Origin of the sequence: Paenibacillus sp. LjRoot56 (genome assembly GCF_964253335.1) — a bacterium.
Classification (GTDB): domain Bacteria; phylum Bacillota; class Bacilli; order Paenibacillales; family NBRC-103111; genus Paenibacillus_E; species Paenibacillus_E allorhizoplanae.
Window position 1 is genome coordinate 1,253,510 of the sequence record NZ_CAXURV020000002.1, and the last position, 24,232, is coordinate 1,277,741.

The 24,232-nt window shown below is 45.1% G+C and carries 24 protein-coding genes; 23 read left to right on the forward strand and 1 reads right to left on the reverse strand.

The annotated features are described in order from the left end of the window. The first annotated feature begins 58 nt into the window (after positions 1–58). The 18 genes from acpP (at position 59) to ACSQ8O_RS18160 (ending at position 16,311) form a co-directional block, all read left to right on the forward strand. On the forward strand, positions 59–292 hold the full coding sequence (gene acpP / locus ACSQ8O_RS18075; RefSeq protein WP_028558238.1) for an acyl carrier protein: 234 nt from the start codon (positions 59–61) through the stop codon (positions 290–292). Between the two features lie 90 nt (positions 293–382). Beyond that, entirely contained in the window at positions 383–1,618 is a 1,236-nt protein-coding gene (gene fabF / locus ACSQ8O_RS18080; RefSeq protein WP_056624832.1) for a beta-ketoacyl-ACP synthase II, read from the forward strand. Positions 1,619–1,678: 60 nt separating this feature from the next. Beyond that, complete coding sequence (gene rnc, locus ACSQ8O_RS18085) at positions 1,679–2,380, forward strand: ribonuclease III (RefSeq protein ID WP_056624838.1); 702 nt, start codon at positions 1,679–1,681, stop codon at positions 2,378–2,380. A 94-nt stretch (positions 2,381–2,474) separates the two neighbouring features. Further along, positions 2,475–6,050, forward strand: coding sequence for a chromosome segregation protein SMC (gene smc, locus ACSQ8O_RS18090; RefSeq protein WP_436242769.1), 3,576 nt, complete (start codon positions 2,475–2,477; stop codon positions 6,048–6,050). 33 nt (positions 6,051–6,083) lie between these two features. Further along, complete coding sequence (gene ftsY / locus ACSQ8O_RS18095; RefSeq protein ID WP_057315728.1) at positions 6,084–7,073, forward strand: signal recognition particle-docking protein FtsY; 990 nt, start codon at positions 6,084–6,086, stop codon at positions 7,071–7,073. Positions 7,074–7,154: 81 nt separating this feature from the next. Further along, complete coding sequence (locus ACSQ8O_RS18100) at positions 7,155–7,505, forward strand: putative DNA-binding protein (protein WP_436242770.1); 351 nt, start codon at positions 7,155–7,157, stop codon at positions 7,503–7,505. Between the two features lie 30 nt (positions 7,506–7,535). Then, on the forward strand, positions 7,536–8,894 hold the full coding sequence (gene ffh / locus ACSQ8O_RS18105; RefSeq protein ID WP_436242771.1) for a signal recognition particle protein: 1,359 nt from the start codon (positions 7,536–7,538) through the stop codon (positions 8,892–8,894). Between the two features lie 37 nt (positions 8,895–8,931). Continuing rightward, entirely contained in the window at positions 8,932–9,204 is a 273-nt protein-coding gene (gene rpsP, locus ACSQ8O_RS18110) for a 30S ribosomal protein S16 (RefSeq protein ID WP_028558245.1), read from the forward strand. Positions 9,205–9,230: 26 nt separating this feature from the next. Beyond that, positions 9,231–9,461, forward strand: a complete 231-nt coding sequence (locus tag ACSQ8O_RS18115) for a KH domain-containing protein (protein ID WP_028558246.1) — start codon at positions 9,231–9,233, stop codon at positions 9,459–9,461. Positions 9,462–9,543: 82 nt separating this feature from the next. Beyond that, positions 9,544–10,059, forward strand: coding sequence for a ribosome maturation factor RimM (gene rimM / locus ACSQ8O_RS18120; RefSeq protein ID WP_436242772.1), 516 nt, complete (start codon positions 9,544–9,546; stop codon positions 10,057–10,059). Next, entirely contained in the window at positions 10,056–10,808 is a 753-nt protein-coding gene (gene trmD / locus ACSQ8O_RS18125) for a tRNA (guanosine(37)-N1)-methyltransferase TrmD (protein ID WP_436242773.1), read from the forward strand. The genes rimM and trmD overlap by 4 nt, the downstream gene beginning before the upstream one ends. 186 nt (positions 10,809–10,994) lie before the next feature. Continuing rightward, entirely contained in the window at positions 10,995–11,336 is a 342-nt protein-coding gene (gene rplS, locus ACSQ8O_RS18130; RefSeq protein ID WP_028558249.1) for a 50S ribosomal protein L19, read from the forward strand. A gap of 101 nt (positions 11,337–11,437) precedes the next feature. Continuing rightward, complete coding sequence (lepB, locus tag ACSQ8O_RS18135; protein WP_056624856.1) at positions 11,438–12,049, forward strand: signal peptidase I; 612 nt, start codon at positions 11,438–11,440, stop codon at positions 12,047–12,049. Between the two features lie 11 nt (positions 12,050–12,060). Further along, positions 12,061–12,924, forward strand: coding sequence for a ribosome biogenesis GTPase YlqF (gene ylqF / locus ACSQ8O_RS18140; RefSeq protein WP_436242774.1), 864 nt, complete (start codon positions 12,061–12,063; stop codon positions 12,922–12,924). 136 nt (positions 12,925–13,060) lie between these two features. After that, positions 13,061–13,708 carry a ribonuclease HII gene (locus tag ACSQ8O_RS18145; RefSeq protein WP_436242775.1) on the forward strand — a complete coding sequence of 216 codons (648 nt, stop codon included), beginning with the start codon at positions 13,061–13,063 and terminating at the stop codon, positions 13,706–13,708. A gap of 64 nt (positions 13,709–13,772) precedes the next feature. Further along, on the forward strand, positions 13,773–15,620 hold the full coding sequence (locus tag ACSQ8O_RS18150) for a hypothetical protein (protein WP_436242776.1): 1,848 nt from the start codon (positions 13,773–13,775) through the stop codon (positions 15,618–15,620). Beyond that, positions 15,617–15,934: an EscU/YscU/HrcU family type III secretion system export apparatus switch protein gene (locus ACSQ8O_RS18155; RefSeq protein WP_436242777.1), complete on the forward strand. Its 318-nt coding sequence runs from the start codon at positions 15,617–15,619 to the stop codon at positions 15,932–15,934. The genes ACSQ8O_RS18150 and ACSQ8O_RS18155 overlap by 4 nt, the downstream gene beginning before the upstream one ends. Beyond that, positions 15,934–16,311 carry a YraN family protein gene (locus ACSQ8O_RS18160; protein ID WP_436242778.1) on the forward strand — a complete coding sequence of 126 codons (378 nt, stop codon included), beginning with the start codon at positions 15,934–15,936 and terminating at the stop codon, positions 16,309–16,311. The genes ACSQ8O_RS18155 and ACSQ8O_RS18160 overlap by 1 nt, the downstream gene beginning before the upstream one ends. 68 nt (positions 16,312–16,379) lie before the next feature. On the opposite strand, the gene ACSQ8O_RS18165 is transcribed toward ACSQ8O_RS18160, so the two are convergent. After that, entirely contained in the window at positions 16,380–17,951 is a 1,572-nt protein-coding gene (locus tag ACSQ8O_RS18165) for a YifB family Mg chelatase-like AAA ATPase (protein ID WP_436242962.1), read from the reverse strand. A gap of 194 nt (positions 17,952–18,145) precedes the next feature. On the opposite strand from ACSQ8O_RS18165, the gene ACSQ8O_RS18170 reads away from it, so the two are divergent. The 5 genes from ACSQ8O_RS18170 to topA all read left to right on the forward strand — a co-directional run bounded on the left by ACSQ8O_RS18170 (position 18,146) and on the right by topA (position 24,225). Next, positions 18,146–18,403, forward strand: coding sequence for a hypothetical protein (locus ACSQ8O_RS18170; protein ID WP_436242779.1), 258 nt, complete (start codon positions 18,146–18,148; stop codon positions 18,401–18,403). A gap of 292 nt (positions 18,404–18,695) precedes the next feature. Beyond that, positions 18,696–19,856, forward strand: a complete 1,161-nt coding sequence (gene sucC / locus ACSQ8O_RS18175; protein WP_056624886.1) for an ADP-forming succinate--CoA ligase subunit beta — start codon at positions 18,696–18,698, stop codon at positions 19,854–19,856. A gap of 50 nt (positions 19,857–19,906) precedes the next feature. Continuing rightward, positions 19,907–20,839: a succinate--CoA ligase subunit alpha gene (sucD, locus tag ACSQ8O_RS18180; protein WP_056624890.1), complete on the forward strand. Its 933-nt coding sequence runs from the start codon at positions 19,907–19,909 to the stop codon at positions 20,837–20,839. 115 nt (positions 20,840–20,954) lie between these two features. Further along, entirely contained in the window at positions 20,955–22,046 is a 1,092-nt protein-coding gene (dprA, locus tag ACSQ8O_RS18185; protein WP_436242780.1) for a DNA-processing protein DprA, read from the forward strand. Positions 22,047–22,116: 70 nt separating this feature from the next. Continuing rightward, the gene (topA, locus tag ACSQ8O_RS18190; protein WP_436242781.1) at positions 22,117–24,225 is read left to right on the forward strand and encodes a type I DNA topoisomerase; all 2,109 of its coding nucleotides are present in this window, start codon (positions 22,117–22,119) and stop codon (positions 24,223–24,225) included. Positions 24,226–24,232 lie beyond the last annotated feature (7 nt).

A 24,232-nucleotide genomic window follows, 5' to 3' on the forward strand; every position in this document is an offset into this window, starting at 1 on the left:
TGTCTACTGGCAATCTGTCAAAGATTCTCGTATAATACCAAATGAGGAGGTGAACCGGATGTCCGACGTATTGGATCGTGTTAAACGAATTGTAGTCGATCGTCTAGGGGTTGATGAAGCTGAAGTCACCCTCGAAGCATCTTTCAAAGAAGACCTAGGTGCTGATTCTCTCGATGTAGTTGAATTAGTAATGGAATTAGAAGATGAGTTCGATTTAGAAATTTCAGATGAAGATGCTGAGAAGATTACGACAGTAGGAGAAGTTACGAATTACATAAAATCTCATACGTAATAGTCTACAGAGTCCCGTTTCTAATAAAGACGGGACTTCTCTCCATTCTCACTAAAAAAAATATGAATGACTACATAGAAGGTGGTACAAATGAACAGAGTTGTAATTACAGGTATGGGCGTAGTTACTGCCCTTGGTCAAGATCTAGAAACATTCTGGGGAAACCTCTCATCAGGTAAATCTGGAGTAGGTTTGATTGAAAATTTTGATGTAAGCGAATACCCAACACAGATAGCCGCTGAGATCAAAGATTTCAATATTGAGAACTATGTGGATCGCAAGGAATCTCGCCGGATGGACCGTTTCGTTCAATTCGCAGTTGCAGGTGCTTTAAATGCACTCAAGGATGCGAATTTGAATGTGAAGGAAGATACGGATCCGGAGCGCGTAGGTGTTTCAGTTGGATCAGGCATTGGCGGTTTGAATACATGGGAAGAGCAGCATCGGATTTTGTTAGAAAAGGGTCCTAAACGTGTTTCTCCATTCTTTATCCCGATGATGATTGCGAACATGGCATCTGGTCATGTATCGATGGTCACGGGTGCGAAAGGGCCGAACTCCACAGCTGTAACGGCTTGTGCAACCGGCACGCACTCCATTGGTGACTCTTTCAAAATGATACAACGTGGCGATGCAGACGTGATGATTTGTGGTGGTGCTGAAGCGACGATTACGCCGATTGGTGTAGCAGGTTTCTGCGCACTGCGTGCAATGTCAACGCGCAATGAAGAGCCGCATTTGGCAAGTCGTCCTTTTGATACAGGTCGCGATGGCTTTGTTATGGGTGAAGGCGCTGGTGTACTCATTCTGGAGTCACTCGAGCATGCTCAGAAGCGTGGCGCACGCATCTATGCAGAAGTTATCGGCTACGGCATGAGCGGCGACGCTTATCATATGACAGATCCAGATCCAGATGGCGCTGCACGTTGTATGGTGAAAGCAATTAAGGACGCAGGGATTACACCTGATGCGATTTCTTACATCAACGCACACGGTACATCAACACCTGTAGGAGATAAGTCAGAGACGATTGCCATCAAGAAAGCACTAGGCGAGCATGCCTACAAGGTTGCAGTTAGCTCGACGAAGTCCATGACAGGTCATTTACTTGGCGCTGCTGGTGGTGTGGAAGCTGTTATTTGTGGATTAACAATTGCGAATAGCCTTATTGCTCCAACAATCAACTTAGACAATCAAGATCCAGAATGTGATCTGGATTATGTGCCTAATAAAGCGCGTGAAGCGGACGTAGCTATTGCGATGTCGAACTCCTTCGGTTTCGGTGGTCATAATGCAACGATCATCATGAAAAAATTTCAAGCATAATTACCATGCCTGCGACGAAAGATAACGGAATATCATTCTCTCCGGGTGGTGAAGTACGACGTGAACCGTGAAATTAAAGATTTACAGAAGCAGTTAGGTGTTTCTTTTCGCAAAATGGAGTTGTTGAAACAAGCTTTCACACACTCTTCCTATGTGAATGAGCACCGGATTGCTGGACATAAAGATAACGAACGGCTTGAGTTTCTTGGAGATGCCGTACTAGAATTAACAGTTTCGGAATTTTTATATGAATCTTATCCTGGGCGTTCAGAAGGTGAATTAACGAAGCTGAGGGCATCCATAGTCTGCGAGCCATCGCTCGTGACATTTGCCGAAGATTTGGATTTTGGATCTTTTGTCTTACTAGGCAAAGGGGAAGAGTTGACGGGAGGACGCTCTCGGCCTGCCTTGTTGGCTGATGTGTTTGAATCCTTTGTTGGCGCTTTATATCTAGACCAAGGATTGGATACGGTTAAGGTGTTTCTACAGAAGCATGTTTTCGCCAAAATCTCAAGTGAGGGCAAGCTGCTTGTGATTGACTACAAGACGCAATTGCAAGAGCATACCCAACATCATAATATGGGTTCCTTGGAATACCGGATTGTGAATGAACGTGGGCCTGCACATGAGCGAGAGTTCGTTGCAGAAGTGCACATGGATGGCGAGCTTCTGGGAACCGGTGCAGGTCGTTCTAAGAAAGAGGCGGAACAGCAGGCTGCTGCTGGTGCACTGTCCAAATTAAACGTAACCGTACTACGATAGTGGAATATCCAGAAGAGGCGGCAGCTGCTGCCTTTTTTGTTTTTTTCTCTTATTTTGATAGGCGATATGTTACAATACTTTTTGAGGTGAGACCATGTTTTTGAAACGGATCGAATTATCCGGATTTAAATCATTCGCGGATCGGACGGAACTCGAATTTGTACGAGGCATAACCGCGGTTGTAGGTCCTAACGGGAGTGGGAAGAGTAATATCTCGGACGGGATCCGTTGGGTGTTAGGAGAACAGAGCGCGAAATCTTTGCGTGGCGGTAAAATGGAAGATGTCATTTTCGCTGGCAGTGATGCACGTCGTGCAGTGAATTATGGGGAAGTCTCGCTCACACTGGATAATTCTTCGCAATCGCTTCCGCTGGACTTTAACGAAGTGACGGTGACGCGTAGAGTACATCGTAATGGCGATAGTGAATATTTGATCAATAAACAACCTTGTCGCTTGAAGGATATCACGGAGTTGTTCATGGACACCGGTATCGGGAAAGAAGCGTATTCCATTATTGGACAAGGGCGAATTGAAGAAATTTTGAGTACGAAATCTGAAGATCGTCGAGGCATCTTTGAAGAAGCTTCGGGGATTGTTAAATATAAATCACGCAAGCGAGAAGCGGAGAAGAAATTAAACGATACCGAGCAGAATTTGCTGCGGATTCATGATTTAGTTTCAGAGCTCGAGGATCAAGTTGAGCCACTTCGTGATCAGGCTGAGAAAGCGATTCGTTTTAAAGAATTGAAGGAAACGCTCAAGAGCAGTGAGATCTCGATGTATGTCCATCAGATCGATCAGATCTATGTAGCTTGGAATGATGCTACGCAGCTGCTGGAGAAGTTAACGAAAGAGCAAACAGAGCTGTCTACAATTGTGAACCAACATGATGCGCATTTGGAAAAGCATCGTTGGGAAACGCGCAGACTGGAAGAGGAATTAGAAACACTACAAGAGAGTCTGTTAGGATTGAGTGAAGAATTCGAGAAGTGTGAGGGTCACGGTGAGGTTCTCAAAGAACGGAAGAAGAACTATGTGACGAATCATCAGCAACTCAGCACAACAATCGCTATGCAAGAGCAACGTAAATTAGATAAAGAAGCAGATTTGAGCGAACAACGTGATAAAATCATCCAAATCGGTGCGCAACTTTTCGAATTCCAAGCCAAACTAACCGCGGAAGAGCAGCGCTTACAAGGGGTAAGCGGAGGCATCAGTTCATCGCCTGAAGATCAGTTGAAGGGTGAATTGTTGGAAACGCTCAACCGTATGGCACAGTCACGCAATGAAATTCGCTACGCCGAGCAGCAAATTGAAAGCATCGGGCGCCGGTTGGAAAGACTTGATGAAGAACGTCAGAAGTGGGCAGATCAGCGTGAGAGTATATCGCGTCGAAAGCAGGAGCTTTCAACTAAACTGCAAGAAACAGTAGGGGACATAGAAAAAGCTAGGCAAGATTATGTCCAATTTACCCAAGCCTTGAAGAGTAAGCAAGGGTTGCTGGATGAAGCCCAGACAATGGTGCGGAAATGGGAGCAAAAACTGGATGCGTTAATTTCCCGCCGCGACACCATGAAAGAAATGGCCAATGATTATGATGGCTTCCAACAAGGTGTTAAGGAAGTACTTAAAGCAAAAACACGCAAAGATCTGCGCGGTATTCGAGGTGCGGTGGCTGAACTTGTCAAAGTGCCTGCTAATGTGGAAGTTGCCATTGAAACAGCACTAGGTGGTGCGCTGCAAAATATTATCGTAGAGACAGAAGCAGATGGTCGTGAGGCAATTGCCTTCTTGAAGCGTCGTCAAATGGGACGAGCTACTTTCTTGCCGATGAATGTCATTCGTGGACGCTCGATATCTGATCATGAGAGTCAGACGTTGAAAGCGTCGAAGGGTTTTGTCGGGATTGCGGTTGACCTCGTTTCTTTCGATTCGACGTATACGAATATATTCTCCAGTTTATTAGGGAATGTCGTTGTAGCTGAGAGTCTAGAAGATGCCAATCATATCGCTGCCAAAGCGCAATATCGCTACCGTGTCGTGACGCTCGAAGGAGACGTTGTTAATCCAGGTGGTTCCATGACGGGCGGAAGCTTGCAAAAGAAATCGACGAATTTGTTGGGGCGTCAACGTCAAATCGAAGAACTGGATGCTGAGATCGCAACATCGGAGGGGCAGCTTAGTGGTCTTCGAAGTCAATCCAGCTCATTGAAGCGAGAAATTACCGATGAAATGCTGAAGGTCGAACAGCTTCGACAATTGGGTGAACAGCAGCGCATAACAGAGCAGCAAATTCGCGCGGAATTGAATCCGTTGGAATCTGAAAGCCGCACAGTTGAAGAGCAGCTGACGCTGGATAGCCAAGACAGAAACGCGCTAATGGGTGAACGAACTGATTTCGGCCGTAAAAAAGTCGAAAGTGAAGCTACCCTCGCACAGCTTCAAGAAGAGGAAGCTTCTCTTCAACAAGCGATTCGTGATGCCGAAAGCTCACGTAAAGCAAGTGAATCAGAAAAAGAAGAGCTGCAAAGCCAATTGACAGATTTGAAAGTGAAAGTGGCATCAACTTCACAAGAGAAGCAATCCCTTCAAGATCAACAAAGGCGCTTGCAACAGGATCTAAGTGATGTGGAACGTGAGATTGAAGTCAATCGCGGTCTATTAACTCAGTTAGAAAGCGATATGGCAACACTTGAACAAGAAACTGTTCTACAAATTGAGCTCTTAAATGATTTGAAGCTTAAGAAGCAGCAATGTTCTGAAAGTATCGAGTTCAAGCGTGCAGAGCGTATGGACTGGTTACAGAAGCTTGAGCATGGGGAAAATGAGACGCGTACACAGCGTGTCCAGTTGAAGCAAGTGGAAGAAAATCTCCATCAAACCGAAGTTCGTGTAACGCGTCTTGATGTGGAGCTTGAGAACTTGCTCAAAAAGCTTGCTGAAGAATACGAACTTAGCTACGAGCTGGCGAAAATGCGTTACCCCGTACCTGAGGATATTCAGGGTACACAGAGTAAAGTGCGTGAGTTGAAACGGGAAATAGCTTCACTAGGTGATGTGAACCTCGGTGCGATTGAAGAATACGCGCGTGTATCTGAACGCTTCGAGTTCTTGAGTTCGCAGAAAGATGATTTGATCGAAGCAAAAACAACCTTGTATCAAGTCATTCGTGAAATGGATCTAGAGATGTCTAAACGCTTTAAAACGACATTCGATGCGATTCGATCCCATTTTGGAGTCGTATTTGCGAAGCTATTCGGCGGTGGTCGCGCAGATTTGATTCTGTCGGAGCCTGAGAACATGCTCGACACGGGCATTGAGATTGTGGCTCAGCCGCCAGGCAAAAAGCTGCAAAACCTACAATTGCTATCAGGTGGCGAGCGTGCATTGACTGCTATTGCGCTCTTGTTCTCCATTATTCGTGTAAAACCAGTGCCATTCTGTGTACTGGATGAGGTAGAAGCCGCGTTAGACGAGGCGAACGTATCTCGTTTTGCCGAGTATTTACGAGAGTTTTCGGAAATGACGCAATTTATCGTTGTTACACACCGTAAAGGAACGATGGAAGAAGCAGATGTGTTATATGGCGTCACCATGCAAGAAGGCGGCGTCTCTAAGCTTGTATCGGTTCGACTAGAAGACGAGGAAGCTACGATGACGGCGTCATAAGAATAGAAATAGGGGATATATTTAGGAGGAACTATGAGTTTTTTTAAACGATTGAAGGAAAGTATTTCGGGTAAGGCTGAGGCGGTAACCAATAAATTTAAGGAAGGTTTAACGAAAACGCGTGATGCGTTCGTGAACCGTGTCGATGATTTATTTAGTCGACGTAAGAAGATTGATGAAGATTTCTATGAAGAACTGGAAGAAATTCTAATTGGCGCGGACGTTGGTGTGAATACGGTTCTGAAGTTGATTGATGAGCTTCGTGCTGAAGTTAAAAAACGTAAAATTGAAGATCCAGCGGAACTTCAACCGATCCTTTCGGAAAAACTGATTGAATTGCTAAAAGGGGACGCGGATGCGGGGCTGAACATTAATCCCAATGGCTTAACAGTAATCCTGTTCGTTGGCGTTAATGGTGTAGGTAAGACGACGACGATTGGCAAAATGGCTCACATGTTCAAATCGCAAGGGAAGAAAGTGTTAATGGCCGCTGGTGATACGTTCCGTGCAGGCGCCATTGAGCAGCTTGAAACCTGGGGTGAGCGCGTAGGTGTTGATGTGATTAAGCAACAATCTGGTGCAGATCCTGCCGCGGTTATGTACGATGCTGTACAAGCAGCCAAAACACGCGGTGTAGACATTCTTTTATGCGATACGGCGGGGCGTTTGCAAAACAAAGTGAATTTGATGGAGGAGCTTAACAAAATTTATCGTGTGATCCAACGCGAAGTGCCTGATGCTCCCCATGAAGTTATTCTTGTTCTGGATGCAACGACTGGTCAAAATGCACTTAGCCAAGCTAAGCTATTCGGTGATAAAACAGGTCTGACAGGTTTGGTTTTGTCCAAATTAGATGGAACGGCGAAGGGGGGAATCGTCGTGGCGATCCGTCAAGAACTCTCACTGCCGGTTAAATTTGTAGGGCTTGGTGAGAAAATGGATGATCTTCAAGCGTTCGATTCCGAGCAGTTCGTGCATGCGCTTTTTGGTAAATGGATAGGCGAAAATACTGACAAGGTATAATGCTTGACAATCATCTTGGAATTCAGTATGATAGGTTCTGTTGTGCTGCTGTCAAGTGTGCAACCTTTACGGAGGTAGATTATGACTGTCGATCCTATGTTGGAGAAAACGAATCGCATTAACCTGCTGTTTGATTTCTATGAGCCATTGTTGACCGATAAGCAGCGAACATTTCTTGAACTGTACTTCCATGATGATTACTCCCTCGGGGAGATTGCTGAGAACTTTACGATCAGCCGCCAAGCGGTCTATGAGCATATCAAACGTGCGGAATTGACACTGCAGGAATATGAGAGTAAGTTAAAGTTGTTACATAAGCACGAACAACGCATGAAGCTGCGTCAAGATTTAGTTACTGGATTGAGTGAGTGTGATCCGGCGCTAAAGAGGAAAGTGACAGAGCTTTTTGATACAATAGTAGGCATGGATTGAAACCTTAGTTAGAAGCAGGAGGTGAAGCGCATGGCATTTGAAGGATTAGCAAACCGATTGCAGAATGTGTTCGGCAAGCTGAGAAGCAAAGGTAAGCTGACGGAAGAAGATGTGGGCGAAGCGCTTCGCGAGGTACGATTGGCACTGCTTGAAGCGGACGTTAACTTTAAAGTTGTGAAAGACTTTATTGCGAAGGTGAAAGAGCAAGCGATCGGACAAGAAGTTCTGAAATCTTTCACGCCGGGCATGGTGGTTATCGATATCGTAAACAAAGAGCTTACAGCCCTTATGGGTGGTACACAAAGTAAGCTAGCGCGTTCGAATCGACCGCCGACGGTTATTATGATGGCTGGTTTGCAAGGGGCTGGTAAAACAACGACCTCAGGTAAATTGGCTAAAATGTTGATGAAACAGAATCACAGACCGCTTCTTGTTGCGTGTGACATTTATCGTCCCGCGGCGATTAAGCAGTTGGAAGTACTGGGTGAACAACTGAAGGTTCCGGTTTTCTCACTAGGTGATAAAGTGAGCCCTGTCGAGATTGCCAAAGCGGGTCTTCAACACGCGAGGGATAACGGTAATGACTACGTGATTATCGATACAGCAGGTCGCTTGCACATTGATGAAAACCTCATGGACGAGCTTAAAAATGTACGTGAAGCTACGAGTCCAGATGAGATTTTGCTGGTTGTCGATGCGATGACAGGGCAAGATGCGGTCAATGTTGCAGAAAGCTTCCATCAACAGCTTGAATTATCCGGTGTGGTGTTAACCAAACTAGATGGAGATACGCGAGGTGGTGCTGCGTTATCCGTCAAGGCAGTAACTGGTTGTCCGATTAAGTTCGTTGCGAGCGGCGAGAAAATGGATGCATTAGAACCATTTTATCCTGACCGAATGGCATCAAGAATTCTCGGTATGGGCGATATGCTTTCCTTAATTGAGAAGGCGCAAGCTGGTATCGATATGGATAAGGCGAAAGAGATGGAGCGCAAAATGCGCAACGCCGAATTTACCTTCGAGGACTTCATTGAGCAGATGGAGCAAGTGAAGAAGATGGGGCCACTTGACCAAATTCTTGATATGCTGCCTGGAGCGAACAAGATTAAAGGCATGAAAGATATGAAGGTTGACGAGAAGCAAATGGCTCGCGTTGAAGCTATTGTGAAGTCGATGACAACCGAAGAGAAGCGTAAGCCTGAGCTGCTGAATGCAAATCGTCGTAAGCGGATTGCAGCAGGGAGTGGGAATACGGTGCAGGAAGTCAATCGTTTCATCAAGCAGTTCGATGATATGCGTAAGATGATGAAGCAATTCTCAGGTATGATGGGACCGAAAGGTGCCAAAGGCATGAAGAAGTTAGGCAAGGGATTCAAATTTCCCTTTTAAATAATGGTGTTTATTCTAAGTAGGAGGTGATTTTTCAATGGCAGTACGTATTCGTCTTAAACGTGTAGGCGCTCATAAAGCTCCTTTCTACCGTGTCGTGGTTTCGGATTCCCGTTCCCCGCGTGATGGTCGTTTTATCGAAGAAATCGGTACTTATAATCCAATTGCTGAACCAGCAGCTGTGGTTCTTGATGAGGAAAAAGCGCTTAAATGGCTTCAAACTGGCGCTCAACCGTCCGATACAGTTCGCAGCCTGTTCTCAAAAGCAGGTTTGATGACTAAGTTTCACGAGCTGAAATTACAGAAGTAATCTGTTATCTTTCGGAGGGTGGGTTCATGAAGGATCTTATCACCGTTATTGCTAAGGCTCTTGTCGATCATCCGGAAGAGGTACGTGTCGCTGTGGTGGAGAAAGAGGACAAGATCGAGTACAGGCTTTCTGTTCATCCCGACGATGTCGGTAAAGTGATTGGCAAGCAAGGCAAGATTGCGAAATCGCTCCGTACAGTCGTCACGTCGGCAGCTGTGAAAGAAACGAAGCGGGTAGCCGTAGAAATCGTTTCATAAGAAATGAGGTTAGGATTCAATTCCTAGCCTTTTTTCGCATATGAAAAGAAGGTAATTTAATGTGGAGGTTGGGCAAGCACATATGACGGAGAAATTAGTGACGGTTGGTAAAGTCGTGAATAGCCACGGGATACGTGGAGAGTTAAAAATCGTGCCTGAAACAGATTTTCCAGAACGGTTCGATGTGGGAAATTCATTAATCATTGTAGACTCTCAAAATAAGCAAACGCCGGTGACAGTGAAAACGTCCCGCTTACATAAAAACGTATTCATTGTCTTGTTCAGTCAATTCTCGAATATTAATGAAGTTGAGAAATTTAAAGGCTCCCTGCTTAAGATTGAGGCTAAGGATCAAAAGCCGCTGGAAGAGGGAGAGTATTATTATCACGAAATCATCGGCTGTAAAGTCGTTACAGAAGATGAGCAAGAGCTGGGACTGATCTCTGAAATACTAACACCAGGTGCAAATGATGTCTGGGTTGTTTCTTTACCTAAAGGCAAGCAGCTGTTACTTCCCGTTATAGATGATGTCATTCTAAAAGTTGATATTCCGAACAAAATAATTCGGATCCATCTGATGGAAGGGTTATTGGAATGAGAGTTGATGTCTTAACTTTATTCCCAGAAATGTTTGAAGGCGTGTTCGCTTCCAGTATTTTAGGGAAAGCGCGTGATAAAGGAATCGTTTCGCTCAGCACGGTTAATTTTCGGGATTATTCCACGAACAAGCATAATACAGTTGACGATTACCCTTATGGCGGTGGTGGGGGCATGGTGCTGAAGCCAGAACCGATTTTTGGTGCTGTCGAAGATTTGCCAACGCATCAAACAGCTGAAGGAGTAGCTATAAAGCCGCGGGTCATCCTGCTATGTCCGCAAGGGGAGACTTTCACCCAAAAGAAAGCGGAAGAGCTAGCTGGTGAAGAGCATCTTGTGTTTATTTGTGGTCACTACGAGGGATATGATGAAAGGATTAGGCAGTACCTGGTGACGGACGAGCTGTCTGTTGGTGATTATGTACTAACCGGTGGTGAAATACCCGCTATGGTCATTATAGACAGCGTAGTGAGGCTTCTACCTGGGGTGCTAGGGAATGAGATGTCTGCTGTGACGGATTCTTTCTCGACAGGACTTCTGGAGTATCCTCATTATACACGCCCTGCCAAATTCAGAGATTGGGAAGTTCCTGAGATGCTTTTATCTGGGCATCATGCCAATGTGAAAAAATGGCGGAACAAAGAGTCACTCATCCGGACTTTAGAACGCCGGCCTGATTTACTTGAGGGCAGAGTATTGACCAAAGAGGAAAAACTATGGGTGGCGGAATGGAAGAAGCAAAAGCAATAACAATAACAATAACAAAATATATAGTCCTCGGAATCTTCTCTATTGAATTAATCTTGGGACTATGATATTATATATTCTGTTGTGATTTTTTCAACAGTTCGAGTCTGGTGGTCCTCTACGCATAACAACTTAGATTTTACTAACTATTAGCGGAATGAACACCTGTGTGGAAGGAGGGAGTCAACTATGAATCTTATTCAAGAGATTACGAAAGAGCAACTCCGTACGGATATTCCTAATTTCCGTCCAGGAGACACACTTAAAGTACACGTAAAAGTTATCGAGGGTACACGTGAGCGTATTCAGCTGTTCGAAGGTGTTGTTATTAAACGCCACGGCGGTGGAATCAGCGAAACGTTTACAGTTCGTAAAATTTCTTACGGTGTGGGTGTGGAAAGAACTTTCCCATTCCATTCTCCGAAGATTGACAAGATTGAAGTGGCTCGCCGTGGTAAAGTTCGTCGTGCGAAACTTTATTATCTGCGTGGTCTTCGTGGTAAAGCAGCAAGAATTAAAGAAATTCGATAGTAAAATGGGGGGCTTGTTCAGTCAAGTCTCCTTTTCATTTTTTCTGTACATAATAGGACATAATAGAGATCATACCAAAACTGGAAGAGAGGCCGTCAGTGATGGAACATAACGATCAAATGCAACCCAATCAGCCGATCAGTGCTACTCCAGCAAAGACCGTGCAAACAAAAAGTGAAACGTGGGAATGGATTAAAGCGTTAGTAATCGCAGGTGTGCTTGTTATTATTATTCGTTGGTTCCTCTTCTCCCCATTTATTGTTGATGGAGATTCAATGCATCCGAATTTCTTCACGGGAGAGCGATTGATCGTCAATAAAATTGTGTACGATATTCGTGATCCAAAGCGAGGCGAAGTCATCGTTTTCCACGCACCTGAAGGCAAAGATTATATTAAGCGTGTCATCGCCCTACCTGGAGAAACCGTGAAGGTAGTTGGGGATAAGGTGTACATTAACGGTGAAGAACTGGCCCAACCTTTTATTCAAGCTGCCATTGATCAAGCGGTTAAAGAAGGCCATCCTTACAATACATTACTGGATTTCCCGGAAACGAAAGTGCCGGAAGGCGAGATTTTTGCCATGGGTGATAATCGTCCGAATTCCAAAGATAGTCGTACGAAAAGTGTTGGCTTTGTGCCTTACAATAAAATCGTAGGCCGTGCAGAAGTGATTTTCTGGCCGGTGAAGAAAATTAGTTTCATACATTTTTGAGGTGAAGAGAAATGACCATTCAATGGTTTCCCGGTCACATGACCAAAGCTCGCAGACAGATCGAGGAAAAGCTTAAACTAATTGACGTCGTGATTGAGCTCTTGGATGCCCGAATCCCGCTTTCCAGCCGGAACCCAATGGTTGATGAGATTTTAAAAGGCAAGCCACGTCTCGTATTGCTCAACAAGAACGATCTGGCTGACCCACAAGTAACGGCAGAATGGGTGAAATATTTTGCAGAGCAAGGGTTACCCGCCTTGCCAATTGACGCTGCGAACGGAACGCATGTCAAGGAGATTCTGCCTCGCGTCAAACAGCTATGGGCTCATAAAATAGAAACGATGCTGCGTAAAGGGATTAATCCCCGTGCGATTAGAGCGCTCATTGTTGGGATTCCGAATGTCGGTAAGTCCACACTTATTAATCAGTTGGCAGGTAAGAAGATTGCTGCGACCGGCGATAAGCCAGGTGTGACCAAAGGTCAGCAATGGATCAAGGTTGGCACCGAGATGGATCTGCTGGATACACCGGGGATTTTGTGGCCTAAATTTGAAGACCAGATGGTTGGCATGCGTTTGGCTGCAACTGGGGCCATCAAGGAAGAGCTTCTGCATTTAGATGACGTAGCTTTGTTTACCATTAAATATATGGTTCAGCATTATGGTGCTGGTATCCAGGAACGCTTTGGTGTTCAGGAACTACCGGAAGATATGGATAACATTCAAGAAATGGTGAAGGTCATGGAAGCGATTGGGCGTAAGCGCGGCGCTATTGTGAGCGGGGGGAAAGTCGATTTGGACAAAGCTTCCCTCATTATTATTCGTGATCTGAGGGCTGGGAAAATGGGCCGTATTTCATTGGAACGACCATTTTAATGATGATGAATCAGGAAGAACCTGGGGCTGAGCCTTGGGTTTTTCTTTTTTTGTGGAGATAAAGTTGAAAAAAATGGGTGTGGCTTGACGAAGTGACGATCCTATATAATGAAGGCATAGGAAAGGGGCATACCACGTGCTAGAACATGAAAAAGACATATGGAAGCAAGGTTTCACGGCGATAGCAGGTATTGATGAGGTTGGTCGCGGGTGCTTATTTGGGGATGTTGTGGCTGCTGCGGTTATTCTTCCGAGGGGACATGTGCTTGAAGGCGTTAATGATTCTAAGAAGCTGTCAGAAAAGAAGCGCGAACTGCTTTTTGATCAGATAATGAATGAGGCTATATCGGTTGGTGTTGGCATTGTTAGCGTGGATGACATAGAAGTATTAAATATCAAACAAGCATCAAGACTAGCGATGAAACAAGCGGTAGAGAAACTAGATCAGGTACCAGATTATCTACTCGTTGATGCTGAAAATGTGGACATGGATCTTCCTCAATCAGCCATCATTCATGGGGATGCGTTAAGTCAGTCTATTGCTGCTGCTTCCATCATCGCTAAAGTGACGAGAGATCGTATGTGTGCGGAATGGGACGAGCTCTATCCAGAATACGGAATTGCGGTACATAAAGGATATGCAACAAAGCACCATCGAGAGATGCTATTGAGATACGGACCTACGTTGCTACATAGGAAATTATTTATTCGTAAAATTATGGCTCAGCTCGAAGCGCAAGAAAATGATTCGCAAACGGAACAGCTCTTATTCGACCTCATTTAATATGAAGATGTAACGAAAATGGCATCAGACGCCGATATTATACATACGTGTAATCAGATTTGAGGTGAGCTGTATAAATATTAGTGGATTAATTCGTAACTTAGTCGGGGATTTAACGGCAGCTGATCCGAAAACGCTCGAATTAAAGGTAGGGCAAATTGTCAAAGGTGTAGTGCTTCAACTCCTGAGTGATCAAGAAGCGCTAGTGAATATAGGTGGCACGCAAGTACGTGCAAAGCTGGAAACCCCTCTTAAGCAAGGGGATGTTACCATGCTGCAGGTTCAACCGGAATCTAAGGGCGGTCAAATTATTTTGAAGCCGCTTGTTGCTTCCGACGTGCTGATCGCGGATGATTCACTTGGTGAACTTTTGAAGGCTTTTGAAATAAAAGATACGGCAAGCAATCGTCAAATGGTTCAGCAGATCCAGCAAGAAGGCATTCCCGTGTCCAAGGAAAATGTAAAGGCATTTGAGTCTGTGATACGTGAGATGCCACAGGGGGTGGGTAAGGAAGAGTGGCTGCAAGCGGCTGTATTAGCCTCGAAAAGGGGGCTGCCGCTAACACCTGCGACAGTAGATGCCTTAAAGCAAGTGACAACCGGCCCTCCGGCAGGCCAGGTGTTAGAGAAGCTCGAGCAGCAGGCGAACGCGCTGCTTGAGCAAGACCCGACACACCCTGCGGCGGATACCGCCAAGCAGGTTGTGTCGCTGCTCAAGGAGCTGCGTGCTACCGCTGCAGCTGTAAGGCCTGCGGAGCCGGCTGCGCCAGCCTCCGCTGCGGACGCGCCTGCGGCTGCGCCTCCGCAGGCGAATGCACCAGCTGCTGCGCAGGCTGGTGGCACTACCGCGGCTGCGCCGCGTGGCAGCGAGCCTACGGCCACTGCCCTTGCAGCCCCGCCCGCCGCGGCAGAAGCGGGCGAAGCCCCTTCCGCGCCGCGAGCTGCTGGCGCGGGGATATTGGCCGCCTCGGCGAAGCCGGCGGCCGACGTGCACGTGGCTCAGGCGCGCAGCGCTGAGCCTGTACGGCAAGGCGAACCGCTGCAAGCGAGTTCGCCAGCGCCCGTGCAAGCCCCGCCTGCGAAGCAGGAGGGAGGGCTTGCCCCTAGAGAGGCGCAAGTTAGTGCGCCTCAAGAGACGCCGAAGGCTGATCCAGAGACCAACTGGATCAGCAAGATGCTCAAAGCCGTTGGCGTTGAGCATGAATCACATGTGGCCGCCAAGCTGGACGAGCGCGGCAATCCTGTGCCAGTGCGCCAACAAGCGACGGATAACTCCTTTTCGCCAATTCACACCAACACTTTTGATGATCAACAAGTTGATAGCGCGAAGCCAGCCACCGAAACGTTAAAAAGCCTTTTACTTCAACTCACAGCATCTGACGATACACCAGCGCCGCTGAAAGAAGCGGCACAGCAAGCGGTCAGTCAAATAACGGGGCAGCAGCTTATGCTGACGAATGACAAGAATGCCATGTTCACACAAATGACCATGTTTGTCCCCTTTCTAGACAACACAGGTCAGCAAACAGCAGCTATTCATATTCAATCCCGCAAAGGAAGTCGTGGGGAGGTAGATGCAAGCAACTGTCGTCTTTTGTTTGATCTTCAGATGAAGGTGATGGGAAATACGTTACTCGATGTTCAAGTAGTGAACAAAATTGTTTCATTGAATATTCACAATGATCATCCGGCTCTAGCTGGTTTGATGGAGTCATCCAAAGATGAGATAGCCACTGCCATGAATAGTGTGGGTTATCAGTTTATTTCGTTAAAATGTTCGCCATACCCAAAGCCTCCTGAAATGCAAGAAGGTAAGGAAGAGGTAACTAAAATAGGATCTTTGGACGGTCGCGTAGATTTAAGTGAACTTTATCGCCCTATGACCTATAAAGGGGTTGATGTACGCGCATGAGTCCCCCAAAAAAAACGCTCGAAGAATCACAGCTTACCCCGATCAAAAAGGCAGTAGCGCTGCGCTATTCACCAGAGGCACAGAAAGCCCCAACCCTCATTGCTAAAGGGAAAGGGCATGTGGCTGAAGCTATTTTGCAAAAGGCGAAAGAAAGCGGTATTCCGATTCAAGAGGATAAATCGTTAGTTGAAGTGCTATCCAAACTTGATTTAGATCAAGAAATACCGCCAGAACTGTATCAATTAGTAGCTGAAGTACTAAGTTTTATTTATCGATCCGATCAGCGTATGAAACCTTCGCGAGGTCTAGATTGATGAACAAACTTTATAAAGATGATCGCAAAATGTTGGGAAAAAAAGGTGAGGAACTTGCGTTCAATTATCTCCTAGAGCAGGAGTATCAGATTGTTGAGAGGAATTGGCGCTGTCGTTCTGGTGAGATCGATATCATTGCAGAAAAGTCGAATAAGCTCATTTTTATTGAGGTGCGAACTAGACGTCCGTCTAACCGATTCGGTACTGCCAAAGAATCGGTAGACTATCGCAAGCAGGCGAAGGTTCGTGAAATTGCACAAGTTTATATGCATCGCTTTCATAAATATGAGCAATCAATTCAATTCGATGTCATCGCAGTTGAAATGTCAGAAAGTAACTCGGAACCGCAAATCATACATATACAAGAAGCCTTTTGACAGTCAGTTAGCCTTATGACAAGTCAAAGGGCTTTTCTCAGTGAATGCGACTATTCATTTAAATTAGCTTAGATCACAATTTCATCAATGCGTTGGTTTTTATCTAAATTCCGATATTGAATAGCTTCTGCAAGATGAGCGGGGAGAATGCGATCACAACCGTCAAGATCCGATATCGTGAGAGCAAGCCGTAAAATTCGATCATGCGCGCGTGCACTTAAGCCCAATGCGTCAAATGAAGTACGCAGTAGCTGATCGCATTCAGGTGTTAATTGACAAATTTCCCGCATTAGTCTTCCACTCAATTCATTATTATGCTGAATCTCTGTTCCGGCATAACGTTGCTGCTGTCGTATATGGGCCTGCATGACTGTAGCTCGCATTTCACCAGACGACAAATTAGAAACGTTGTCTTTCAGTTGGGCATAGCTGGGTTTTGGAACTTCAACATGGAGATCAATGCGATCGAGAAGCGGACCAGAAATTTTGGAGCGATAGTGAACGATTTTAGCGGGACTGCAAATGCAAGCATTAGCTTCTGTTTCAGCACCATAATAGCCACACGGGCAAGGGTTCATTGCTGCGGCTAATATAAAATGGGAAGGAAAGCTGTAGACGGCTCTTGCTCTAGCAATCATGACGTAGCGATCTTCAAGGGGCTGCCTGAGTACCTCGAGTGCATTTCGTGTAAATTCCGGAAGCTCGTCTAAGAAGAGAATACCACGGTGAGATAAACTTACTTCGCCGGGTTTGGGGATCGTTCCACCACCGACGAGTCCTGCAGCTGAGATGGAGTGGTGTGGGGCGCGGAACGATCTTGCACGCATCAGTGTGGAACGGTCTGTCAATTTGCCAGAAGCACTGTAAATCTTCGTAACTTCGAGTGCTTCCTTGTCTGTTAAAGGCGGAAGTATGGAAGGCAAACGTTTGATAAGCATCGTTTTTCCCGTACCTGGAGGACCAAGGAGAAGTAAATTGTGCATGCCAGCGGCAGCGATCATCATGGCGCGCTTTACCTGGTGTTGTCCATTAACGTCAGCGTAATCTTCAACATATCCAGGAGGACTAATAGCTGATTTAGAAAACTCGTTAGATTCATGCTCAGGGGCTTGATAAATAAATTCGATGTGAGAACATTTGTTCCAATTTTTGAAATCCGATAGATTCGTAATGACACAAACCTCAACACCCTCGATTAAAGCAGCTTCTTGCGCATTCGCAGTTGATAGACAAACTCGCTTAATCCCCGTTTTCTTGGCTGCATGGACCATAGATAGGACACCGGGAATAGGACGAAGAGAGCCATCTAGCGCTAGTTCTCCTAGAAATAAGGTGGAAGCGAAGCCTTCAACATGCACTTGGCCTGTCGTAATGAGAATACCAACAGCAATCGCAAGATCGAAAGACGAGCCTTCTTTGCGCAAGTCTGCTGGAGCGAGGTTTACCGTAATTCGGTCCATAGGGAAGGTAAAACCACAATTTTTGATCGATGAACGTACGCGTTCCACGGACTCACGAATCGCTGAATCAGGAAGTCCAACTAGGTTGATCTGCGGTAAGCCGCTCGAAATATCGACTTCTACTTCGATCGTTCTACCTTCAATTCCTTGTAAACAAGCACTCATCACTTTGCCATACATAAAAAACACCTTCTTCTCCACGGAATTCACAGTCACAAGAACTGAGTTTCGAATTGGATAAAAGGTGCTTCCTCATTGATCCGATTAATTTCTTTTATTATAATCGCAATTGGTAAAATTACGCAAATATTGTCGATGAACTTTCACGTTTTAAAAATGTGCGACATGCACATACTGGAAGATGAGGTGATGATATGCAGGAAAAACCATATTTTTGTCCCAATTGCCGTTCAAATCGCATTAAATTTAATGTAATCACGAGCTATTCGCAGTCTTTTCTAAAGGATGCACTTTCCGGGAATATTACTGAATTCCATGATCCTGGCGTCATTCCAGAGCCTGAGCCAACGATTCAGTGCTTAATCTGTAACTTTTCAGCGAATGAGATGCGTTTTATCAAGCAAGCAGAGCGTGAACCTCGGGTAAATTCAACACCAACATCGTTCTATTAATCAAGTTGAAGCATGACGTATTTTTCAGTACATGAGAAATACGTTTTTTTATTTGTAATTATTTGTGACGTGATAGTTAAATTTTTTCAGTGTGAAAGGAAAATTTGAAGGGATTCACGAAAAAAATAAAGAAACTGTCGAAAATAATGTGATACAATGGTTAGGGCTTGCGAAGAAGTGTGATACTAATTCCGGTAGCAAGATAGTTTCTCGTGCACAACGTCAATTGGAAATTACACTTTTCCCTGTATAGCACGTATAGAAAGTCCATACTGATAGGAGGATTTAGGAAATGAATATCCATGAGTATCAAGGCAAAGAAGTCCTGAGACAGTACGGAGTCAGCGTTCCTAACGGAAAGGTTGCATTTACTGTTGATGAGGCAGTTGAAGCAGCAAAAGAACTTGGAACGTCCGTTGTCGTTGTAAAGGCACAAATTCATGCCGGTGGTCGCGGTAAAGCAGGCGGCGTAAAGGTAGCCAAAAGCCTCGATGAAGTTCGTACATATGCTAGCGAAATTCTAGGTAAAGTACTTGTCACTCACCAAACAGGTCCAGAAGGTAAAGAAGTTAAACGCCTTTTGATTGAAGAGGGCTGTGACATTAAGAAAGAATATTACGTAGGTGTTGTTGTTGACCGTGCAACGGGCAGCGTCGTTTTGATGGCTTCCGAAGAAGGCGGTACAGAAATTGAAGAAGTAGCTGAGCACTCTCCTGAGAAAATTTTCAAAGAAGTGGTTGACCCAGCAATCGGTCTTCAATCTTTCCAAGCACGCAGACTTGCTTATGCAATCAACATCCCGAATGAGCTTGTAAACAAAGCAGTTAAGTTCATGCTTGCTCTTTACAAAGCATTCGTTGAGAAAGACGCTTCCATTGCTGAAATCAACCCATTGGTTGTAACTGGCTCTGGCGACGTTATGGCACTTGATGCGAAATTAAACTTTGATTCTAACGCTCTTTTCCGTCACAAAGACATCGTTGAGCTTCGTGACCTTGAAGAAGAAGATGCGAAAGAAATCCAAGCTTCCAAATATGACCTAAGCTACATCGCTCTTGATGGAAACATCGGTTGTATGGTTAACGGTGCAGGACTTGCTATGGCCACTATGGACATTATCAAGCACTACGGCGGAGACCCTGCTAACTTCCTAGACGTAGGGGGCGGTGCTACGAAAGAGAAAGTTACTGAAGCTTTCAAAATCATTCTTTCCGATGAGCAAGTTAAAGGGATTTTCGTTAACATTTTCGGTGGTATCATGCGTTGTGACGTTATCGCTGAAGGTGTTGTAGCTGCTGCAAGAGAGCTAGGACTTTCGCGTCCACTCGTAGTTCGTCTTGAAGGAACTAACGTGGAGCTTGGCAAAAAGCTTCTTAACGAATCCGGCTTGAACATTGTTGCTGCTGATTCCATGGCGGATGGCGCGCAAAAAATCGTTGCACTTGTTAAATAAATCAAACCTGAGCGGTTTGGAAAATATATAAGGGATGTGAACAATCGATCATGAGTATTTTGGTCAATAAAGATACTAAAGTCATTACTCAAGGGATTACCGGCGCTACGGGTTTGTTTCATACCAAAGGCGGTCTGGACTACGGCACGCAAATGGTGGGTGGCGTAACTCCTGGTAAAGGCGGCACAACAGTAGATATTACTTTGGAAAATGGTGAGCTTGTAAAGCTGCCAGTTTTCAACTCCGTTGTAGAAGCAAAAAACGCAACAGGTGCAACAGCATCCGTTATTTATGTACCACCAGCATTCGCAGCAGAATCCATCATCGAAGCGATTGAAGCTGAGCTTGAATTGGTTATCTGTATCACAGAAGGTATTCCTGTACTTGACATGGTACGCGTTAAGCGTTACCTAGAAGGTAAAAATACCGTTCTTATCGGACCAAACTGCCCAGGTGTTATTACACCAGGCGAGTGCAAAATCGGTATTATGCCAGGATACATTCATACACCAGGTCACGTAGGTGTTGTTTCGCGTTCCGGAACATTGACTTACGAGGCTGTTCACCAATTGACAACTCGTGGAATTGGACAATCCTCCGCAGTTGGTATCGGTGGAGATCCAGTTAAAGGATCCGAGTTTATCGACATTCTTAAACGTTTTAACGAAGATCCAGATACGTACGCTGTTATCATGATCGGTGAAATCGGTGGAACGGCTGAAGAAGAAGCAGCGGAGTGGGTTGCGGCAAACATGACAAAACCTGTCGTTGGTTTCATCGGCGGTAAAACAGCTCCTCCAGGAAAACGTATGGGCCATGCTGGTGCCATCATTTCTGGTGGTAAAGGTACGGCGGCAGAGAAAGTTGCAACTATGGAAAGATGCGGTATTCGCGTAGCGGCTACACCATCTGAAATGGGTTCAACACTTGTTAGCGTACTTGAAGAAAAAGGAATGCTTGATAAAGTTATCACAAAAAAATAAGCTTCGTTTCACGAAGGTAAGCAACCTTCCATTTCCCTTATTTGGGAATTGGGAGGTTTTTTTATTTTCAGTAAGATGCATAGATTTGTCATTCATGGAAGGAGTGTATATACTAATGGATAATCGCAACTGTTTAATTGGCTTGCACGAGCTTGAGGGGATTGGGTGGAAATCGATTCACCAACTCTTAAGCCGTTTCCCTGAACTAAGTGTTTTAACCGGGCTGACAGCAGGTGAGATCGCCTCATGTGGAATCCGGAGGACGATAGCAGAAACCATTGCGACACGATTGACCCCTGCGTTTGTTGAACAAAAGATACACCAATATAAAAGTCAAGCCATTCGAATCATGACACGTTTCGATGAGGATTATCCGTCAATCCTGCAAGAAATTGCACAACCACCATGGATCTTATATGTGAAAGGCGATCCCTCGATCTTACATGGTCGCTTGCTTGGTATTGTAGGTACCCGAACCCCTACACTGTATGGGAAGAAAATTGCTGAAGAGTGGGCAGCTTCACTTTCGAGAGCAGGATTTGGGATTGTAAGCGGGTTAGCAAGAGGAATAGACAGTAAGGCGCATATTGGTGCGCTGCAAGGGAAAGCGAAGACGGTGGCCGTGCTTGGATGTGCGATCAACGCGATCTATCCACGAGAGAATGCTCTGTTATTCCGTAACATAGAGCAGGAAGGCGTGATTATATCGGAATACCCAATAGGTACGGGGATGAGGCCAGGCATGTTTCCGCAGAGAAATCGAATTATTGCTGGATTATCTTTGGGGGTTACGGTTGTAGAGGCAGCAGAAGACAGTGGATCATTGATCACAGTTGAATGTGCATTAGATGCTTCACGGGATGTTTTCGCGGTCCCGGGTCCAATTAACTCACGACAAAGCAGCGGAGTTCACAAGCTTTTGAAGGATGGCGCGAAATTAGTCACCTGCGTGGAAGAGATTGTCGAAGAGTATAAACACATTATAAATGTAGATGAAATAAATGTTGCTTTACAGCAAAAAACGACTTTCATTTTGACTGAAGATGAGGTCGAAATTGTACGAAAGCTGTCAGATGATCCAGTCTCAATTGACACTCTATTAGAAGAGACGCAATTTACGTTTGGACATTTGCATGGAGTTCTGTTATCTTTGGTATTGAAAAAGGCGATTAAACAGCTTCCGGGTTCAACATACATTCGAGCATAGGCTAATCACGAAGTTTTGCTTCTCGCCAAGTAAACTTACCTTGAAACCAAGAGGGGAGGAAGGACGAACCATGGCAGATTCGTTAGTCATTGTAGAGTCACCAGCAAAAGCCAAAACCATCGGCAAATATTTAGGCAGTAAGTTCATCGTGAAAGCATCGATGGGTCATATTCGCGACCTTCCGAAAAGCCAAATTGGCGTAGAAGTCGATCGTAACTTTGAGCCTAAATACATAACGATTCGTGGAAAGGGTTCAATCCTTAAAGAACTCAAAGACGCAAGCAAAAAAGTGAAAAAAATATATCTAGCGGCGGATCCGGATCGCGAAGGTGAAGCGATTGCTTGGCATTTAGCTCATTATCTCGACGTGGGTCCAGATGAACTTTGTCGTGTTGTGTTTAATGAGATTACGAAGGAAGCCGTTAAGGACGCGTTTAAAACGCCTCGCAAGATTAATCAAGATTTGGTGAATGCTCAGCAAGCACGTCGGATTTTAGATCGACTTGTTGGTTACAAAATCAGTCCTTTGCTTTGGAAAAAAGTGAAGAAAGGGCTGTCGGCTGGCCGGGTGCAATCCGTAGCGGTTAAGTTAATTCAAGACCGTGAGAATGAAATTAAAGCATTTGAGCCTGAAGAGTACTGGTCGATTACGGCAGTTCTTGATGCGGGCAAAACGGTATTTGAGGCTAAGTATCATAGTCATAAGGGTGAGAAAAAAGAACTGCACTCACAAGAAGATGTCGATTTGATTCTTGCTGCTATGGGTAATGAAGCGTTTATTGTGAAAGAAGTGAAAGAGAAAGAACGTCAACGTAACCCTTCTCCGCCTTTTATTACAAGCTCTATGCAACAAGAAGCGGCGCGTAAATTGAATTTCCGTGCTTCCAAGACGATGTCTGTGGCGCAGCAATTATATGAAGGTATCGATTTAGGCAAAGAAGGTACCGTCGGTTTAATTACCTATATGCGTACGGATTCTACGCGGATTTCTCCGATTGCCCAAGAAGAAGCCAAAGACTTTATTATGACGAAATATGGCCCAACTTTTTACCCTGAAACGCCTCGTCAGTATTTGAAGAAAAATGCGAATGCACAAGATGCGCATGAAGGGATTCGACCAACTTCCGTACTTCGTGAACCTGAGCATATGAAAGCGTTCTTGAGTAAAGATCAGTACCGTTTGTACAAGCTCGTGTGGGATCGCTTTGTTGCAAGCCAAATGGCGTCCGCAATCTTGGATACAATGACGATTGATTTAAACGCAGGAGAGACCGTATTTAGAGCGAACGGATCCAAAATGAAATTCGCTGGGTTCATGAAAGTATACGTAGAAAGCAATGATGACGGAACGACAGAAGAAGATAAATTGCTGCCTCCTCTGTCAAAAGGCGATTCCTTGCCGAAGCAAAGTGTAGAACCGAAGCAGCACTTTACACAACCACCTCCAAGGTATACAGAGGCACGTTTAGTTCGTGCTCTTGAGGAAATGGGGATCGGGCGACCAAGTACTTACGCACCTACACTAGAAACGATACAGAAACGTGGCTACGTAGCGATCGAAGAGAAGAAATTCGTACCGACGGAGCTAGGCGAGCTTGTGATCCAATTAATGCAAGAGTTTTTCCCGGAAATTCTAGATATTGAGTTCACTGCTCATATGGAAGAAGAGTTGGACTTTGTCGAGGAAGGGAAAGAGGATTGGGTTCGAGTACTTGATACTTTCTATAGTTCCTTTGAAAAGCGTTTAGAGTTTGCAGAAGAAGAAATGAAAGAAATTGAGATTCAAGATGAAGTTTCGGATGAAATATGTGAGAAATGCGGAAAGCATCTTGTTTATAAAATGGGACGCTTCGGTAAATTCCTAGCATGTTCAGGTTTCCCTGACTGCCGGAATACGAAGCCGATCATTAAGGATATCGGCGTTACTTGCCCAACTTGCCACACAGGTAAAATAGTTGAGCGCAGAAGCAAGAAAGGTCGCGTATTCTACGGCTGTGATCAATATCCAACCTGTGATTTCGTTTCCTGGGATAAACCAGTTAATCGTCCATGCCCAGCGTGCAGCTCAATGATGATTGAGAAGCGAAGCAAGAACGGGGTTATGATTCAATGTACACAATGTGATCATAAGGAAGAAGCAGTTGACGAATCCGATCACACAGATGATATGAAAGATTAGAGGTGTC